At 62.3% G+C, this 18,420-nt stretch carries 15 protein-coding genes; 3 read left to right on the top strand and 12 right to left on the bottom strand.

Annotation, left to right across the window (positions count from 1 at the left end):
- The first annotated feature begins 79 nt into the window (after positions 1 to 79).
- The 3 genes from F561_RS0101610 (at position 80) to F561_RS0101600 (ending at position 3,580) form a co-directional block, all read left to right on the top strand.
- Positions 80 to 1,777, top strand: a complete 1,698-nt coding sequence (locus F561_RS0101610; RefSeq protein ID WP_026298514.1) for a VanW family protein — start codon at positions 80 to 82, stop codon at positions 1,775 to 1,777.
- Positions 1,778 to 1,919: 142 nt separating this feature from the next.
- Entirely contained in the window at positions 1,920 to 3,056 is a 1,137-nt protein-coding gene (locus tag F561_RS0101605; RefSeq protein ID WP_019008184.1) for an META domain-containing protein, read from the top strand.
- An 86-nt stretch (positions 3,057 to 3,142) separates the two neighbouring features.
- The gene (locus F561_RS0101600) at positions 3,143 to 3,580 is read left to right on the top strand and encodes an META domain-containing protein (RefSeq protein WP_019008183.1); all 438 of its coding nucleotides are present in this window, start codon (positions 3,143 to 3,145) and stop codon (positions 3,578 to 3,580) included.
- Positions 3,581 to 3,664: 84 nt separating this feature from the next.
- Here the strand turns inward: F561_RS0101600 and F561_RS0101595 are convergent, their stop codons facing one another.
- The 12 genes from F561_RS0101595 to F561_RS24510 form a co-directional block, all read right to left on the bottom strand.
- Positions 3,665 to 4,054: a low molecular weight protein tyrosine phosphatase family protein gene (locus F561_RS0101595; protein WP_019008182.1), complete on the bottom strand. Its 390-nt coding sequence runs from the start codon at positions 4,052 to 4,054 to the stop codon at positions 3,665 to 3,667.
- A complete protein-coding gene (locus F561_RS0101590; RefSeq protein ID WP_019008181.1) occupies positions 4,051 to 4,755 on the bottom strand; it encodes a metallophosphoesterase family protein in 705 nt (234 codons plus the stop codon). The genes F561_RS0101595 and F561_RS0101590 overlap by 4 nt, the downstream gene beginning before the upstream one ends.
- Positions 4,756 to 4,771: 16 nt before the next feature.
- On the bottom strand, positions 4,772 to 5,134 hold the full coding sequence (locus F561_RS0101585) for a hypothetical protein (RefSeq protein WP_019008180.1): 363 nt from the start codon (positions 5,132 to 5,134) through the stop codon (positions 4,772 to 4,774).
- Positions 5,135 to 5,323: 189 nt separating this feature from the next.
- Positions 5,324 to 5,635: an antibiotic biosynthesis monooxygenase family protein gene (locus tag F561_RS0101580; protein WP_019008179.1), complete on the bottom strand. Its 312-nt coding sequence runs from the start codon at positions 5,633 to 5,635 to the stop codon at positions 5,324 to 5,326.
- 63 nt (positions 5,636 to 5,698) lie between these two features.
- Positions 5,699 to 7,258: a 2-isopropylmalate synthase gene (locus F561_RS0101575; RefSeq protein WP_019008178.1), complete on the bottom strand. Its 1,560-nt coding sequence runs from the start codon at positions 7,256 to 7,258 to the stop codon at positions 5,699 to 5,701.
- Positions 7,259 to 7,491: 233 nt separating this feature from the next.
- On the bottom strand, positions 7,492 to 9,264 hold the full coding sequence (locus F561_RS0101570; protein ID WP_157451470.1) for an SWIM zinc finger family protein: 1,773 nt from the start codon (positions 9,262 to 9,264) through the stop codon (positions 7,492 to 7,494).
- An 88-nt stretch (positions 9,265 to 9,352) separates the two neighbouring features.
- Positions 9,353 to 10,363 (bottom strand): ketol-acid reductoisomerase, encoded by a 1,011-nt coding sequence (ilvC, locus tag F561_RS0101565; protein WP_019008176.1) that lies wholly within the window; start codon positions 10,361 to 10,363, stop codon positions 9,353 to 9,355.
- A 199-nt stretch (positions 10,364 to 10,562) separates the two neighbouring features.
- On the bottom strand, positions 10,563 to 11,183 hold the full coding sequence (gene ilvN, locus F561_RS0101560; RefSeq protein ID WP_019008175.1) for an acetolactate synthase small subunit: 621 nt from the start codon (positions 11,181 to 11,183) through the stop codon (positions 10,563 to 10,565).
- Positions 11,180 to 12,895: a biosynthetic-type acetolactate synthase large subunit gene (ilvB, locus tag F561_RS0101555; RefSeq protein ID WP_051096800.1), complete on the bottom strand. Its 1,716-nt coding sequence runs from the start codon at positions 12,893 to 12,895 to the stop codon at positions 11,180 to 11,182. The genes ilvN and ilvB overlap by 4 nt, the downstream gene beginning before the upstream one ends.
- Before the next feature lie 491 nt (positions 12,896 to 13,386).
- Complete coding sequence (locus F561_RS0101550; RefSeq protein WP_019008173.1) at positions 13,387 to 15,222, bottom strand: DEAD/DEAH box helicase; 1,836 nt, start codon at positions 15,220 to 15,222, stop codon at positions 13,387 to 13,389.
- 339 nt (positions 15,223 to 15,561) lie between these two features.
- Complete coding sequence (locus F561_RS0101545; protein WP_019008172.1) at positions 15,562 to 17,796, bottom strand: ATP-binding cassette domain-containing protein; 2,235 nt, start codon at positions 17,794 to 17,796, stop codon at positions 15,562 to 15,564.
- Between the two features lie 111 nt (positions 17,797 to 17,907).
- Complete coding sequence (locus tag F561_RS24510; protein WP_019008171.1) at positions 17,908 to 18,411, bottom strand: DUF6022 family protein; 504 nt, start codon at positions 18,409 to 18,411, stop codon at positions 17,908 to 17,910.
- Positions 18,412 to 18,420 lie beyond the last annotated feature (9 nt).

Raw genomic sequence — 18,420 nt, 5'->3', positions numbered from 1 at the left:
CTTTTTGCCTATCACTGGGCTTTCACACTGTGCAGATTTATCATTCTTTTCCTCGTGAACTTCCTTACAATGGGAGGCGATGAAGGTCTGGGTGATTGGAGTTTCGGCAGCGGCGCTATTGGGCGGAGCGCTGGCTATGGGCGTGGCGACACAAAACAACGGGACGCTTGCAGCAGGATTGCGGGTTGCAGGTGTGGATGTAGGAGGAATGACCTCCGAGCAGGCCCTGGAAGCCCTGGGGACTCGGGCGGGCACTGCGCCGCAGGTGACGGTGACGGCGGGCGGTCAGAGCTGGACGGTGGGGGCCGACACCCTGGGCTGGCGGGCTGATGCCAAAGCCAGTATTGTCGCTGCCGAGCGTGCCACACAGGAGCGCGGCGTCGTGCAGCGGGTGCAGGCTGCGCTGGGACAGGCTCCGGCCCAGGATTTTCCGCTGATTGCGGGTGTAGATGCGGCCCAGGCCAAGGCGGGCCTGAGTGCCCTGACCACCAGCCTGAATACCCAGCCCAAAAACGCCACGGTTTTGTTCGACAAAGCCACCAAAAAATACACTGTGACCACCGACACGCCGGGACGCAAGGCCGACGTGAATGCTGCTGTTACTGCATTTGTGGCCGATCCGACCCTGACCAGCCTCAGCGTGCCGGTCACCCAGTGGAAGGCCAAGTACACCGCCGAGCAGTTGCAGGCTTACGTGACCACAGGCAACGCCCTGATTCGTCCTCTGAGCGTGCAACTTCAGGGCACCACGCGCAAGGCGGGCCTGACAGGTCTGCAAGTCGCCAACCTGTACTGGGTGCGCGAAACGGGCATCGTGCTGGATGACGCCACCATCAATTCGGCCTTCAAACGTCTGACCGGGCTGGTGAATCAGCCTGCCCAGAATGCCCGCTATGCCCTACAGGGCAGCAAGTTGGTGCGTGTGAAGGAGCAGGCGGGCAAGGTGGCCGATCCCAAACTGGCGCTGGCCGCCTTCCGCAAAGCCATCACCGACGCCGCCGTCAAGAACGTGGTGCTTCCTGGCAAGGTCAGCCTGCCCACCCTCACGCTCGCGCAGCTTCCCGACGCCGCCAAGCTGGAACTGATCACCACTGGCCGCAGCACCTATTACCATTCCAGTGCCGCCCGGCGCACCAACGTCGCCAATGCCGCCGCCAAAATCAACGGCACTGTGGTGCCCGCCGGAGAAGATTTCAGTTTCCTGAATTCTCTGGGCAGCATCAGCGCCAGCAACGGCTTCGTGGGCGGGTTGATCATCAGTGGGGGCCGTACCGTGGACGGCCTCGGCGGGGGCGTGTGTCAGGTCAGTACGACCACCTTCCGGGCGCTCTATCAGGCCGGATTACCTGTCGTCGAGCGTAACCAGCACTCCTACCGGGTGGGCTACTACGAGCCGCAGGTGGGCTTCGAGGCCGCTGTGTACGATCCTGGCCTCGACCTGAAAATGAAAAACGATACGGGCGGCCCGCTGCTCATCAAGACCATCAATCACAACGACCAGTCCATGTTGGAAGTGCAGGTCTGGGGCATCAAGCCTGCGCGTACCGTCACCATCAACCCCGCCGTGATTACGGCCCGCACGCCCCACCCCGCCGCGAAGTACGTGACCAATCCCAATCTGCGCCCCGGCGCGGTGCAGCAGGTCGATTGGGCTGCCGACGGCTTCAATCTCTACATCAGCCGCACCATCAAGGATGCAGCGGGCATTCGCAGCGATAAGGTCAGCACCGTGTACAAGCCCTGGCAGGCTGTCTTCGAAATGGGGCCACGGAGCTAAGCACACAGCTCAAGTCGGGCCAACATTTCTGGCACTGATTTATTGAAACTTTGGGGACAGCAGAGCGGACGCTGTTCCCTTTGTGTGTGCCGATCAGCCTTCATTCACGTCCCCGTCAGGCCCAGAGGGTACAACTGGTCATATGCGTTCCCTCTTTGCTCTGACTGCCGCCGCCCTAACTCTTGCTCTGGCTGCCCCTGCCTCAGCCGTGCCCCTCGTGGGCACCAACTGGACACTGACCGGGCTGACCGAACAGGGCAAGCTCGTGGTGCCCGGACAGGCGGCACCGCGCCCCACATTGCGGCTGGACGGTACGGCGGCGTCGGGCAGTACCTCCTGTAACACCTACCGCGCCAACTTTGCTACACGGGGCGATATTCTGCGCTTCACCTCACTCGCCACTACCCGCCTCGCCTGCCCTGACAGGATCGACGGCCTGGAGGAACGCTTTGTGAATCTGATGCGCGGAGTCTCACGCTTTACCGTGCAGGGGGATACGCTGACGCTCTTTTCGGGCAAAGCAGATCGACTCGTTTTTACCTCGGGCAGGGTGGCGACGCTGCCGGGCCTTCCCTCGGATGGAAAGGGGCAAAGCATGAGCACGCTAAAAGGCAACTGGTTCGTGACGCGGTTGGTGGTTGCTGGACAGGAAATGGTCTTGCCTGCACAGGCATCGTTCAGCTTTGCGCCCGACGCGACCGGATTTGCGCTCAGCGGCACAGCAGGATGTAACCGCGCCATGGGCCGGGTCACGACGACAGGAACGGCGGTCACGTTCGGGCCGCTGGCAACCACCCGGATGCTGTGTGATGCCCCACGCATGGCACAGGAAGCCGCGCTGCTGAAGGCGTTGTCGGGAACACTGAAAGCTCAATTCACTGGATCCACGCTGGTCCTGACCGGTTCCGCCGGAACTGTCACGCTGTCGCGCACGGCGGGCGTGGCAACAGGTACAGCTCAATCTTCTGTGGCTGCCGCGCCATACACACTCAAACAGGTGAATGGTCAAGCGGCTCCCAAAACTTCCAAACCCATGACCCTCATGCTGGATGGAGGCCGGATCGGAGGCAGCGACGGTTGCAACTCCTACGGCGGCTCCTACCGGATGGAAGGTAACCAGTTGGTGCTGACTTCTCCGCTGATCAGTACCATGATGGCCTGTGCAGAAGAAACAAACTCGCCGCTTCGGTCTGTTCTCGACAATCGCCCCACCCTGACGGTGCAGGGGGAGACCCTGATCCTCAAGACAGACGAGACGACGCTGACTTTTGGCCGTTGAGTGATGTCTTACTACCCGGTCATTTCTTCAGCTCTGTTGTGTAAAATCTCACATTCAGTCAGTCGAGATTCAGTAGAACAGATAGGATGAAGCCCTTGCTGCTGGCCGCCCTCATGCTCGTCGCTGGAAGCTCTGCGCTGGTGCAAGCTCAGCCCTCTGGTCCTGTGGACATCCTAGGCAACTGGAAAATCGTGGGCTGGACACTCCCAGACGCCGTGCCAGTCAGCGGCTACGTGCCGACGCTCAAGTTTGCTGGAACGGGCAGCAGCCTGACCGTGGCGGGAAAAGTGGGCTGCAACTACATCAATGGCCCCGCCACCCTGAAGGGCGATCAGATCACCTTCGGCGTGCTGATCAGCACCCGCGTGGCCTGCTCGGTGGCTGTGGGCCAGCAGGAAACGGCACTGATCAATGCTCTCTCCGGGCAGACCCTCAAGGCAGTGCGTGTGACCGACAGCTTGACGCTGACCACCAAGGGCGGCGCAGAACTCAATATTCGCCGCTCCACGGTTCAGCCCAAGTAAGAACCGCAGTCACACCAATCTTCTGGAGGTTGGGGAGCCTGAATTATCTGTTCGGGGCCAGGGATTCTGGCTCGGTTCCTCTTCCTATCCCTTTCGGGAACCTGCTGTTCTTGGCCGCGTGCCTGCCAACCGCCCCGGCACCAGCCGTTCCAGCAGTGCCACCAGATCGGCGTCCATAAAGTCATAGTCGTCGGGAATGCCCAGCGTGAGGATTCGGTCATCGGGCAGTGCGCCCCGGAACTTCTGGCGCAGGATGTCGCGGTGACGCTTTTCCATACAGACCGCCACATCGGCCCACTCCAGCAGATCACGCGAGACGGGCGTTTCGGCGTCGCGGTTGGTGCCTGCTGAGGCCACTTCCCAGCCGTAGCCCTTGCGGAATACCGCTTCGGCGGTGGGGCTTCTGAGCTTGTTCTGGGCACAGACGAACAAGACGCGCAGCGGGCGTTGCTCAGTTTCTGTGTTTCGGGTCAAGGTTCCTGCCCGGCCAGCAACCACGCCGCCTCATCCTCTCCCATCTCGGCGGGGGCATTGGCTCTGGCCCACGCTGCCGCCGCCTGCACGTCATAGGGGGTGCGCCGAAATTCTATGTTCCAGTGCCCATTCTGCCGGGTCAGCAGGAGCCAGCGGGCCAGCGGAAGGCCGTCCTTCTGGCGGCTGACCGGGCCAGCATTCACCAGGCTCAGGCCGTCCTGAACACTCACCATCTCGCGGTGAGTATGGCCCACCACGCACACGGCCCCGGCAAACCCGGCCAGCCGTTCGCGCATCTCGTCGGGTGTGGCGGGCCGTTCCTCTTCGCCCGACAGCATCAGGGCTTCCCACGGGTCACGCGGGCTGCCGTGGGCGAGGCGCACCTCACCGCCCGCGACATCCACAAAAGTCGGGAGTTGGCCCAGTTGTGCGGCCACGTCTGCGGGCAGTTGCGAGGCCACCCAGCCGCGCATGGTTTCCTTACCTGCCCGCATTCCGGCCATGCGCTCATCGGTGTTGCCGCGCACGGTGGGCGGCGCAAATTCGGCCTGCAAAGCCCAGGCAGTGGCCGGGTCAGAAGCTCCCCAGACCGTATCGCCCAGGTTGTACAGCGCGTCCGGGCTGGCGGCCCGCAGATCGTCCAGCACGGCCCGCAGCGCAAACCCGTTGCCGTGGACATCCGATAGAATGGCAAGTCTCATGGTTTCTCCAAGAGGATTATTTGGGTCGCCGGATGGCCGAAAAAATCAGCGCGAACAGGGCCACCGTGCCCAGATAGCTCACGAGTGAAAAGGCGGGGCTGAAGGCGGGGTTCAGAGCGTCGGCAGCAAATTTGTAGATGGCGTAAGGCACCGCCCAACCCAGCGCGTACAGCGAGGCGCGGCGCAAAAATTCGGGCGTGACGGCGGCCTGTGCGAACAGCCGCATGGGAATAAACATGGCTGGAATCAGCAGGAGCTGAGAGAGATAAAACCACAGGGGCAGGCCATCAAATCCGTATTCCAGCCCTGCAAATACGATATTCAGGACGCCGATCACCACACCCGTGATGACCACCGTTCGGAGCAACAAAGAATTCACGCCCGCTATGTTGTCATGAAACGGGCGTCCTGACGGTCAGACTGATTTCGCTTTTCCTGCACAGAAAAGAAATTCACGGGCTACATGAGGGGAGATGTAGCCCGTGTCCTTTGCTGTTCCGTTCGCAGCACTGCAGGTTACCCCTCGCAGATAAATGCTGTGAGAAAAGGCTTTCGCTCCAAATTCACATCAGGTGGGGATACCTTCCACTGCGCCGTAATGCAGCACCGTGGGAAACGGATCGTAAAAATGGTGCAGCAGCGTCCGCCACTGGGCATACTCTGGGCTGCCCCGAAAGCCCACTGTATGGGCTTCCAGAGAGTCCCACCACACCAGCAACACGTATTCGCTGGGCCGCTCGATACAGCGCTGAAGGGTATGGCGCACGTAACCGCCCATGCCCGAAATGATGCCCTGCGCCACCCGGAAGGCAGCTTCAAATTCGGCGTTCTGGCCCGGAATGACGTTGAGGATGGCGACTTCTAGGATGGGTGCTGACATGGGGGAGTGTAGATCGTGGAACGTGGGAAAGCGCAATCCCGATCTACACTCCCCCCGACTGGCTTACACCGTCGTCTGACTCACCTGACGGCTCTTGCCCAGGCCCGCCACGATCTGATTGATCACACGCAGCCACGCACGGGCGCTGGCTTCCACCACATCGGGCGCAACGCCCGTGCCGTGAATGCTGATCTCGCCGTACCGGGTGTTCACGCTGACCTCTCCCAGTGCCTCGGTGCCTTTGGTCACGGCCTGCACGCGGTAAACCTCCAGTTCCGGGGCAATGCCAGTAACCGTATTCAGCGCGTGGAAGATGGCCTCGACTGCGCCGTCACCGCTGCTGGTGGCCTCGCGGGGGCCGTCGGGCGTGGTCACGCGGACGTAGGCGAGGGGCTGCATATCCGTGCCGCTGGTAATCTGGAATTTCTCCAACACGAAGGTCTGAGGAACGTCGGTACGGCTGTCTACTAGGGCACGCAGATCATCGGCGTAGATCTGACCTTTGCGGTCTGCCAGGTCCTTGAACCGGGCGAACATTTCCTTGATGCGGTCCTCGGCCACGTCGTAGCCCAGGTCGGTCAGCGCTTTGCGGAAGGCGGCGCGGCCCGAGTGCTTGCCCATCACCAGGACGGCGGCTTCACGGCCCACCAGTTCGGCGTTCATGATCTCGTAGGTTTCGCGGGCCTTGATCACGCCGTCCTGATGAATGCCCGATTCGTGGGCAAAGGCATTGTCGCCCACCACGCCCTTGTTGGGCTGCACCGGCATTCCGCTCAGGCGGCTGACCATCCGGCTGGCCCGGTAAATCTCGCGGGTGCGGATGGCGGTTTCAAAGCCGTAATGATCCTTGCGGGTATGGAAGGCCATCACGATTTCTTCCAGTGCCGCGTTGCCCGCCCGCTCACCAATTCCGTTGATGGTGCATTCGATCTGCCGTGCCCCGCCCTGCGCCGCCGCGATGGAGTTGGCAACCGCCATGCCCAGATCGTCGTGGCAGTGGGCCGACAGGATCACGTGTGCGGGCAATTCGCCCTTCAGGAAGGCAAACAGCGCCCGCATTTCTTCGGGAGTGGTGTAGCCCACCGTATCGGGTACGTTGATGGTGGTTGCGCCCGCTTCCACGGTGGCCTTAAAAATCCGGGCCAGAAAGGGCCAGTCGGAGCGGGTGGCGTCCTCGGCGCTGAATTCCACGTCGTCTACGAAAGTGCGGGCCAGCCGAACTGCTTCGACGGCCCGCTCGACCACCGCGTCGGGTTCCATCTGCAATTTCTTGGACATATGAATCGGGCTGGTGGCGATAAAGGTATGAATGCGGGGCCGCTCGGCCAGTTCCACGGCTTTGGCGGCGGCCTCGATGTCGGCCCGGCCCGCACGCGCCAGCCCGGCAATAATCGGCCCCCGCACCTCGCGGGCGATGCGGCTCACACCCTCCAGATCGCCGGGGCTGGCAATCGGAAACCCGGCCTCGATCACGTCCACGCCCAGCCGCGCCAGTTGGTGGGCAATTTCCAGCTTCTGAGTATGGTTCAGCGCCACTCCCGGAGACTGCTCGCCGTCACGCAGGGTCGTATCAAAAATTCGGATGGGCTGGATGGTGGGCGTGGCTGGGGTCTGATCCGTCATGGTGGTGGCTCCTTGAGATCTTGAGAGGGAGGAAGGGAATGGGCCAAAGAAAAACCCCCGGAGGGCGTTCCTCCGGGGGCTGACACGGTTCTTAGCCGCTCACTCCACCGGAGGAACGCTAAGAAGAAGCAGGCCAGATACTTGCATAGAGAGACTGTACAGGGCGGACACAATGAAGGCAACCCCACACGTCTACACGGGTGTAGCCCCGGCAGGGGAGAGTGATGGGGCCGTCAGAGCAGGCCAGCTTCTTCCAACGCTTTGCGGAAGCTGCTGAGGCGAGGATGACGGTTCATGATCTCGCGCACCTGTGCCCTGCTTTCGGCTGCGCCCAGCAAACCCTTCAGCCGCCCGAGGATTTCTGCTGCCTCCTGATAGCCGCCCCGGTTTTTGCGGTCAATGCCCTGCTGGGCCGCCCGCTCGATCAGTGCGGCGGCCCACTGGGTCTGCCCCTCTTTTGCCAGTGCGTCGGCCAGCAGCACCAGTTGTTGGGCGGGAACATCCTGCCGTTCTGCGGTCAACTGAATAGCGTCCTGAATCAGCTCCTCGGACAGCAGGAAGGCCATCAGGGTGGAGGTGTATTGCCCCGATTTCCAGATGCGGGCGATGATGTCGGGGCGTTCGCTGTTCCAGTCGGCTGACACGCTTTTGAGGGCCGCCAGCCAGAAGGCAGACGGGCGGCCCTTCACAGCGGCCAGTGCCAGAGCGTGCGCCCCGGTCCGGCGCTGGGTCTGGACATAGCGTTCAAACAGCCACTCCCGGATGCCTGCCACCTCCAGATTCTGGCTCATCAGATCTTCCAGCAGGGGCAACTGGTCGTGAGCCGCAAAAGTTGGAGACAGACTGGGAAGATGGACGCGCAACTGGGGATTCTGGAGAGCGTCCCGAACGGCCTGAAGTTGCCCACGCTTCAGCAAAAAGTCGGCCAAAGCAGGAATGTCTGCGCTGGCCCGCAACAGGGTTTCACGTTCTTTGTCGCTCACGTTGTTGTCGTTGGCCGTCAGTTCAGCGAGGGCACGGGCGTATCGGCTGCGCTGGAAGTCGTGGGCCGCGCGGGTCATCAGGTCTCTGAGGAGCGTGAGCAGAACTTGCCGTTCGCCCGCATCGAGGGCCTCCACAAAGGCGTGGAGCTGCTGGATCTCGTGCAGGTGGCCGCGATCAGAAGCAATTTCGCTGAGGATGGTTTCGATAGCGTCGGCCCTCGCGTGGTCGCTGAGGTGGCCGCCCCTCACCAACTGCTGAACGGCTCTGAAGGCGTGGGCCTGCACATCGTCCAGTCCCCAGTCCAGATCCATGTTGCTGTACGTTTCTTCCACTCCGTCCAGCACGGCAATATAGACTTCCAGCGCCCAGGCCGCCTGACTGGGCGTGAGGGATGCGGATTGCCTGAGCAGGCGGTCTGCGCCGTGCATCGCTTCCCAAAGGGCGCGGTCATCTGGGCCTTCTTCCTGATCCTCGTAGGGATCAAACATGCGCTGAATGGCGGCAAAGGCCGCTTCTACCGCCATACGAACGGCCCCCAATTCAGCGGTTGGGGCTTCTGCGGTGGGAGGGCGTGCCGAGCGGGCGATTACGAAGGCCAACAACTGCGGCTCGGCGTCTACCAGGGCGGCGATCAGGTCGCGGAGGGCCGTTTCGTCCAGTGCTCCCAACACTTCGCTCAGGGCAGGCAGAACAGCAAAAGCTGCGGCGTCTCCGGCAGCCCGTGCCAGCAGCGCTCCCATATGCTTGCAACGCCCGTTTCCTCCCACCGGGCAGCTACACCTTGCGCCGGTTACTTTGCTGCCCTGCAAGGTGGCCCACAGTTCATAGCGTTCCTGCCCGTAGGCGGCCCCCGCGATTCGCAGGCTGGGCGCATCTCCAGCGACATGTCCAGCGGTGCTCGGTTGGACCGTCAGGCCCGTCATACTCCGCATGTACTCACGGCCCCGGTTCCAGCTGGTTTGCCCGCACCACGCCAGTGCCTCTGCTTGACGGAGGACCAAAGGAATAGGCTTCGTCTTCACAGAGCCAGCTTAACGAATCAGGCCGCAGGCCGCAAAAAGCCCGCTCAGATTGCTCCGGGCGGGCCGAGGATGACGCTGTGGTTGAGGCTTAAACTTCCAGCGCCTTCTTGCTGATGAAGGGCATCATGTCGCGCAGTTCCTTGCCCACCACTTCCAGCGTGTGCGTCCGCATTTTGCCGCGCTGCTCGTTCATGTACGGGAAGCCGCTTTCGGCATCGGCAATGAAGCGTTCAGCGAATTTTCCGGTCTGAATGTCGGTCAGCACGTCTTTCATGGTGGCCTTGGTCTCATCGGTGATGATGCGTGGCCCGGTCACGTAGTCGCCAAATTCGGCGGTGTTGCTGATGCTGTGGCGCATGCCCTCGAAGCCCTTCTCGTAGATCAGGTCCACGATCAGTTTGACTTCGTGCAGGGTCTCGAAGTAGGCGATTTCAGGCTGATAGCCCGCTTCCACCAGGGTTTCGAATCCGGCCTGAATCAGGTGGGTCACGCCACCGCACAACACGCTCTGCTCACCAAAAAGGTCGGTTTCGGTTTCTTCCTTGAAGGTGGTTTCCAGCACGCCCGCGCGGGTGCAGCCGATACCGCGTGCGTAGGCCAGCGCAATGTCGCGGGCGTGGCCGGTGGCGTCCTGCTGCACGGCAAAAATACCGGGCATGCCTGCGCCGTCAGCGTACACGCGGCGCAGCATGTGGCCGGGGCCTTTGGGGGCCACCAGATACACGTCCACGTCGGCGGGCGGCTTGATGCGCCCGAAGTGCACGTTGAAGCCGTGTCCGAAGGCCAGCGCCTTGCCAGCGGTCAGGTGCGGCTCGATGCTCTCGGCGTAGGTTTTGGGCTGGTTCTCATCGGGAATCAGCAGCATGACCACATCGGCGGTCTGGGTGGCTTCCTCGATGCTGACCACTTTCAGGCCCGCCTGCTCGGCCTTGGCCTTGCTCGCACTGCCTTCGCGCAGGCCCACGACCACGTTCAGGCCGCTGTCACGCAGGTTCTGCGCATGTGCGTGCGCCTGAGAGCCGTAACCGATAATGGCGATCAATTTGTCTTGGATGGGGGAAAGAGACACGTCGCGGTCATAGAACATCGTTGCAGCCATTTGTGGATTCTCCTGTATTGAGGCGATGGGTGGGGGAGTGTGGGCTAGGTAAGGGGCGGCTAAGGGAAGAACCCCCCCAAGAGAGGGAAAGCAATAAGCCCTTGTCCTCCCCTTCAAGGGGGGGCGTTGCGCCAGCAACGGGGGGGTTCACCCAGAAATTCAACCTTACGTCAGCAGCGGGGAGGGTTATCCGCCAAACTCAGAACAGATTCGGTACGTCCCGCGCCCGCTCTTCTCTGGGTTCCACACTCTCTACTGCTGGGCGCAGCGTCTGAGTTTCTCCGTCGTGGTAGACGTGGCTGGGAATATCGGCGTTGCTGCCGCGTGTCAGGGCAATGCGGCCCGTTCGCATGGTTTCCAGAATCCCGAACGGGCGCATCTGCTCAATAAAGGCGGTGATCTTGCCCTCATCGCCCGTCACTTCAAAGGTGAGGGCGTGGCGGCCCACATCCACGATCCGGCTGCGGAAATCTTCGGCAATCTGACGCACCTCGACCCGGCTGTCGGGCGAAATGGCGACCTTGACCAGCACCAGTTCGCGGTCTACAAATTTTTCGAGGCTGTGGTCGATGATCCGCACCACGTCATGCAGTTTTTCCAGCTGGCGCATGGCCTGTTCCACCACGCCCCGGTCTCCCGTAACCACGAAGGTCATGCGGGAGAGGCCGGGATGCTCCGTGGCCCCCACGCTCAGGCTGCGGATGTTGTAACCGCGCCGCCCGAACAGGGCCGTGATCCGGGTCAGCACGCGGGGTTCGTCGCGCACCAGTGCCGAGACGAGGTGATCTTTGGGTTGATCGGTCAGGGTATGTTCGTTCATGCGTTCTTGGCCTCCTCGGCTGCCGCCATCATCTCTGCCGACAGGTCAGGCGTGGGCTGCTTGCGGGGTGGCTCGGTTTCGATCATCTCGTAGAGGGCTGCGCCTGCCGGAACCATCGGGAAGACGCCGTGTTCGTGCGGCACCACGATTTCCAGCAGGGCCGATTTGGGATCTGCCAGCCACGCGTCAATCATGCCGGGCAGTTCTTCGGCGTTGCTGGCGCGGTAGCCGGGGACATCGTAGGCTTCGGCCAGTTTCACGAAGTCGGGGTTGGAGTCGCCCAGCCACACCTCGCTGTAGCGCTTCTCGTGGAACAGTTCCTGCCACTGGCGCACCATGCCCAGAAAAGAATTGTTGATGATGCAGATTTTGACGTTGCGAATGTCGTACATCTTGAGGGTCGCCAGTTCCTGCAAGGTCATCTGAAATCCGCCGTCGCCCGCAATAACTACGCTGGTGACGCCGGGTTCGGCCATACCCGCGCCGATGGCTGCCGGAAAGCCGAAGCCCATCGTGCCCAGTCCGCCCGAATTGATCCAGCGGCGCGGTTTTTCAAAGCGGGCCAGTTGCGCGGCCAGCATCTGGTGTTGGCCCACATCGCTGCTCAGGATGTCGTCGGGACGCAGGCGGTCCACCACCGACTTCACGGCGAATCCGGCGCTCCATTCGGTGGGCGTCACGGTGCGGGTCTTCCATTCCTCAATCTGGGCGTGCCAGTCGGGTAAATCTAGCTTGTATGCGCCCTCGGTCAGCATCCGGGCGGCCACGGTGGCGTCTCCGCGCACGGGCACACCCACCCGCACGATCTTGCCGATCTCGGCGGCGTCCAGTTCCACATGAATGATGGCGGCGTTGGGCGCAAAGCCGTTCACGCGGCCCGTCACGCGGTCATCAAAGCGCAGGCCGATGCCCAGCAACACGTCGGCTTCACTGATGGCGCGGTTGGCGGCCACGCTGCCGTGCATTCCGGGCATGCCCAGCCACAACGGGTCGGAAGAAGGAAACGCGCCCAGGCCCATCAGGGTGGTAATCACGGGAATATCCCAGGCACGGGCGAGAGCCGTGATTTCGGCGCTGGCATCCAGCGAGCCGCCGCCCGCCATGATCACGGGTTTTTTGGCGGCCAGCAGCAGTTCTTTGGCCCGCGCAATCGCTTCGGGCTTGGGGGCGGGATGCTCGGGGCGGGCGTGCGGGTAGGCCACCTCGCCGTGATAGGCCGCCAACTGAATATCTTTGGGAATGTCCACCAGCACCGGGCCGGGTCTGCCACTGCGGGCAATGCGGATGGCCTCGGCAATCACGCGGGGCAGTTCTTCGACCTCGCGTACCACGTAGTTATGTTTGGTGATCGGCAGCGTGATGCCCGTGATATCGGCTTCCTGAAAGGCGTCGGTGCCCATCAGGTGCCGTGCCACGTTACCCGTGATTGCCAGCAGGGGCACGCTATCCAGCATGGCGTCGGCCAGCCCCGTGACCAGATTGGTCGCGCCGGGGCCGGAAGTGGCGATACACACGCCGATTTCTCCGGTGGCTTTGGCCCAGCCTTCGGCAGCGTGAATCGCGCCCTGCTCGTGGCGGGCCAGCACATGGCGCACCTCAGGATAGAAGGTCAGCGCGTCGTACACGGGCATAATTGCCCCGCCCGGATACCCGAACACCGTGCTGATGCCGTGATTGGCGAGGGTGGCCCACAGAGCTTTTGCCCCCGTCATGCTGCCCCGGTCCAACTCGTGTCCTGCTGCCGGATCCTGCTGCCCTGCACCGTGTTGATCTGCGTCCTGCCCGCTGCTGTGCGTCATCTGTGTGCCTCCCTTGAAGATCCTGCCTTTCTCTGGTTGCTGTCCCGACCTGCTGCTGAACAAAAAATCCCCCGCCCTGTCGCTTGGGCGGGGGTGTGTGGTGGCACGCGGTAGCGCTCAGCCTCGGACACAACCCCCGAAACCAAGAAGTACTACCACGATACGGAACGCACTCATAGACTTACCCTACGGTCTGTAGGGGGCACGGGTCAAGGCGCGTCTAGATCACAGCGGGGGCGTGGGCGTTACGGGCCGGGACACAAACGGGCGTTTGTTGGGGGTCAGGGTCAAGGGTATTGCGGCGAGTTGGTCAGATGGGAGTGGAATGGAGGCGGCGTTTTCTCCACCTCGCACAAAAAATACCCCCACCTTTCGGCAGGGGCACTCGTCTGAAATTCTAGGACTCAGCGTCCGGCAGGAACGAATTCGCGATCTGCGAAGTCTTCGCGGGGGCGTCCGCCCTGTGCGCCGCGCTGCTGGTAGCCGCCCTGTCCGCCACCGCTCTGGCTGCGTCCGCCGCCCTGGTAGCCGCCGCTGCTCTGGCTGCGTCCGCCACCCTGATAGCCGCCGCTGCTCTGGCTGCGTCCGCCACCCTGATAGCCGCCGCTGCTCTGGCCGCGTCCACGGTAGCCGCCTTCATCACGGTTGCCACGGTTGCCGCCTTGATAGCCGCCCTGACGTCCTTCACGGGTGGGGGCTTCAAACAGCTCGGGGAGTTCCTGCGCCACTTCCACGCCGACTTCTCCGCCCAGAGGGCTGGCAGCCAGCAGCTTGGCGACGTATTCGCTGGGCACGTCGGCCACAGCACCGCCACGCCACTGACGGACACGGCCCAGGCGGCGCGTATCGGCGTCGCAGTTCTGAGCAATGACGGCCACAGCGCGGGGAACGCTCATGCGCTCGGCGTGCAGGATGATGGTGGTCAGACCTTCTTCACCGCTGAGCAGGCTGGCGGCCTTCACAGGCTCACTGACGCCGCTGATCTTGGCGAGGGCGCGGGCCAGTGCTTCAAGGCCCAGTTCGCTGAACAGGCGCTCGGCTTCGGCTTGGAAGGTGTTGGCTGCGGCGGGATCGACCTTGCGGACGATATCGGCAGAAGCCTTGGCGCTCGCAGCCTGCACTTCCTTGGGGGTGGGCAGGGGACGCTCGATAAAGCGCACGCCCGTCACGCGCTCCAGACCGTTCATTTCGCGTCCGTCACGGTCGCCGTACATCACGATGGCGGTGCCGGTACGTCCTGCGCGGCCCGTACGGCCCGAACGGTGAATGTAGCTGTCGGGGTCCTGGGGCAGGTGGTACTGAACCACCAGATCGACCTCGGGGATGTCGAGGCCACGGGCAGCCACGTCGGTTGCTACCAGCACGCCAGCCCGTCCGTTACGGAAGGAACCGAGGGCGCGTTCACGCTGGCTCTGGGCCAGGTCGCCGTGCAGGGCTTCGGCTTCCAATCCACGGTGGATCAGTTCCATCGCCAGTTCATCGGCTTCGCGCTTGGTGCGGGTAAACACGATGGCTTTTTCGGGGTTGTACACGGTCAGCAGGTCGGCCAGCACGCGGGTCCGGCTGCGGCCCACCTTGACCTTCAGGTGCTCCACGGTCTGCGCGGCCTGGCTCTTGCCTTCGCCCACGAGGTCCACCAGCACAGGCTCACGCAGGTACTGACGGGCAATCCGGCGGATGTCGTCGGTCAGGGTGGCGCTGAACAGCTGGGTCAGGCGGGTAGGAGGCGTGCGCTGCAAAATGGTTTCGATGGCGTCGGCAAAGCCCACGCTCAGCATCTCGTCGGCTTCGTCCAGCACGGCAAATTCAATGCCGCTCAGGTCGAGGTTGCCGCGCTCGAGGTGGTCGATCAGGCGGCCTGGAGTGCCCACCACGATGTCCACGCCACGGCGCAGTGCATTTTCCTGAGGAGCGTAGGCGGCGCCGCCGTACACGGTGACGGTGACGAGGTCGCTGCCCGTCTTGCTGAACTCTTCTGCAACCTGCTTGGCAAGTTCGCGGGTGGGGGCCACGATGATGGCGCGGGGAACGCGGCCACGATCACGGCTGGGGTCCAGCTTCATGATGATAGGCAGCGCGTAGGCCAGCGTCTTGCCGGTGCCGGTGCGGGCGCGGCCAATCAGGTCCTTGCCAGCAAGGGTATGGGGCAGGGTTTCTGCCTGAATAGGGCTTGCTTCGGTAATGCCACGTTCAGCGAGGCGCGCCACGAGTTCGGGCGCGATCAATTGATCAAAGTTCATTTGTAGTCCTTTCGGGAAAGCACAGCCCCAGTGACTCGCAAATGCCTTTGATCGGCAGCATGTCCTGAATGTGGGGGCACCTTCCAGCCGCTAGGCACTTCCTAAGCGGCGCACGAATTGAAACTATACACGGCTTTTAGGAAAATCGCAAGGGGGGGGGTGAAGGGTATGAACTCTATGTGCTTCTGGCTCAGGCGGTCGCACGTCCAGGACGGAATCAAATGACTTCTTCCTCTCGGGTGTGAACGTTTCCCCGGTGATCTCTCTACCCGCAGTTCGGCAGAGGAGAAGTCACCCGGAAGGCAACCTCTCCCAGATGGGGGTGAGTTCAGGTTGATCTCAAATAAACTGCCCCGTGATACTGCGCTCCAATTCGGCCAGCAGGGCAGGTGGGCCTTCAAACAGCACTTCACCGCCCGCGCTGCCACCCTCCGGCCCCAGATCGATGATCCAGTCGGCCTGCCGGATCACGTCCAGATGGTGTTCGATCAGAATGACGGTGTTTCCGGCGTCTACGAGGCGGTCGATCATGCTCATCAGCAGGCCGATATCCGAGAGGTGCAGCCCGGTGGTCGGCTCGTCCATCACGTAGACGCTGCCCTGTTTGTGCAGTTCGGTCGCCAGTTTCAGGCGCTGGCCCTCGCCGCCCGACACCGTGCTCAGCGGTTGCCCCAGCTTCAGGTAGCCCAGACCCACGTCGTTCATGGCCTGCACCACAGCCCGCACCTTCTTTTCGGTAAAAAAGGTCAGCGCTTCCTCGGCAGTCATTTCCAGCACGTCGCTGATGGTTTTGCCGCGCAGGTGGTAGTCCAGCACCTCGGGCTTAAAGCGTTTGCCGCCGCAGGCTTCGCAGCGGGTGGTCATGCCTTCCATAAAGGCCAGATCGGTATAAATGACGCCCAGCCCGCTGCATTCCGGGCAACTGCCCTCGGAATTGAAGCTGAACAGGGAGGCGCTGACCCCGTTGGCTTTGGCAAACGCCTGCCGGATGTCGTCCATGATGCCCGTATAGGTGGCCGGGGCCGAGCGGCTGTTGGCTCCCACGCGGGCCTGATCGATGACGACTGCGTTGGGATGTTGGGCCAGAAACACATCGTTGATCAGGGTGCTTTTGCCCGAGCCTGCCACGCCTGTCACCACCGTCAGAATGCCCGTGGGCACGTTCACCGACACGTTTTTCAGGTTGTTGAGGGTCGCCCCCTCGATCCTGAGGTGTCCGGTGGCGCGGCGTACCTCGGTCTTGATGGGCAGGTGCTGGCGCAAAAACCGCCCTGTAAGAGTGTCGGTCTGCCCCAACTGTTCCACCGAACCTTCAAACACCACCTCGCCGCCGTGCGTGCCTGCGTGCGGCCCGATGTCCACGATGTGATCGGCCACCGCGATCACGTCCGGGTCGTGTTCGACGACCAGTACCGTGTTGCCCTTGTCGCGCAGTTGGCGTAGCAGACCCGTCAGGCGGGCCACATCGCGGGCGTGCAGGCCCACGCTGGGTTCGTCAAGGATGTACAGCATGTCGGTCAGGCTGTTGCCGAGGTGCCGGATCATCTTGATGCGCTGCGATTCGCCGCCCGAAAGCGTGGCCGTTTCGCGGCTGAGGCTGAGGTAGCCGAGGCCGATATCGATGAGGTGCTGAACGCGTTCGCGCAGTTTGGCGGCCACCTTGATCGCCACCGGGTCGCTGAGGTCTTGCAGCACGCCGATCAGTTCGGTGGCTTCCAGATCAGACCAATCTGCGATGTTGCGCCCGTCGATGCGGCAGTTCAGCGCCGCCTCGTTCAGCCGTGCGCCCCCGCAGACCGGGCAGGTCTGAGTATTCACGAACTGCTCGAACACCGCCTTGTTGCGCTCGGACATGGCCCCCGCATCCTTCTTGAGGTACATGCGGTCAAATCGGTCTACCAGACCCTCGTATTTCAGATAGCCCATGCCCAGATCGACGCCCGCGCCGTCGCCGTGCAGCAGGGCGTGTAATTCAGCCTCGCTGTAGTCCTGCACAGGTTTATCAAGGTCAAACTGGTTGGAGAGGGCGTAGCTTTTCCACAGCAACTTGCCCACCTTGAAATCGGGGTGTAGAATCGCGCCGCCATTCAGCGATCTGCTGCGGTCCAGAAACGCATTCAGGTCAAGCTGCACGGTTTTGCCGATGCCCTCGCATTCGGGGCACATCCCCTGCGGCGTATTGAAGGAAAAGGCGAAGGCTGGCCCCGCGTAAGGCTGACCCACACGCGAAAACAGCAGCCTCAGCAATGCAGAAATATCGGTATAGGTGCCCATCGTGGAGCGTGAGCCGCCGCCGATGCGCTTCTGGTTGATGATGATGGGCGCGTTCAGAAACTCGATGGAATCCACGTCGGGCTGGCCGTAATGCGGCATGAACCCCTGTACGAAGGCCGTAAACGTCTCGTTGAGCTGGCGCTGGGCCTCGGCAGCGATGGTATCGAAGACCAGCGACGATTTGCCCGACCCTGATACGCCCGTGAACACCGTGATTCGGTGCTTGGGAATGTCCAGCGAAACATTTTTGAGGTTGTTCTCGCGTGCGCCCCGAATCTGGATGAACTGCTGATCCGCCATGTCGCTCCTTGATGTGCAGAAATGAACCGGATCACGCTGACCCGATCCCCCCAGTCTTTTTGAGAAAAATGTGAAAACGGTTCCACAACAGGTTTAATTATTATTAATGTTCTACGACTTTTTCTGCCCGACCAGATACCCGCCGTACCACTCGTGAAAGGGTTGGGCCGCTGCAAAGTGCGCCGACAACTCACTCAGCGCCGCCTCTATGTCGGGTAAATCCGTCTGGGTCAGGCCAAAGATGCTGGGGCGTTGGGGAATCCGAAATTGGCTGTGGTCGTGCGGCACGATGTGTACCAGCGTTCCCAGCGGTGTGCCGTCCGGCCCTCTGACCACGCTCCACATCCAGCGTTCCTGGTGGGTTTCGTCAGCGTTGCCCCACTCGCGTGACTGTGAAAAGTCGCCGGGCAGAGGCGGCTGAGTGCCCAAGCCTGCCTCCCGCAGCGCCCGCTTGATGGGCCGGAAGAGGAGTTGCTGATACGTGCCGTAGGCCATATCCCCGGCTCTGGCATAAGCCGTGTCCAATTTGGCGCGGTACTCGGTCAGGATGGTCTGCCAGTGTGCCTCCAACTGTGCATCAGCCCAGGCGGCAAGGCTGTCAATATCGGCAGGCATAGGAATGAC

Source organism: Deinococcus aquatilis DSM 23025, assembly GCF_000378445.1.
GTDB classification, from domain to species: domain Bacteria; phylum Deinococcota; class Deinococci; order Deinococcales; family Deinococcaceae; genus Deinococcus; species Deinococcus aquatilis.
Note: the sequence above shows the minus strand (reverse complement) of the source record. Positions and strands in the feature narration are given on the sequence as shown.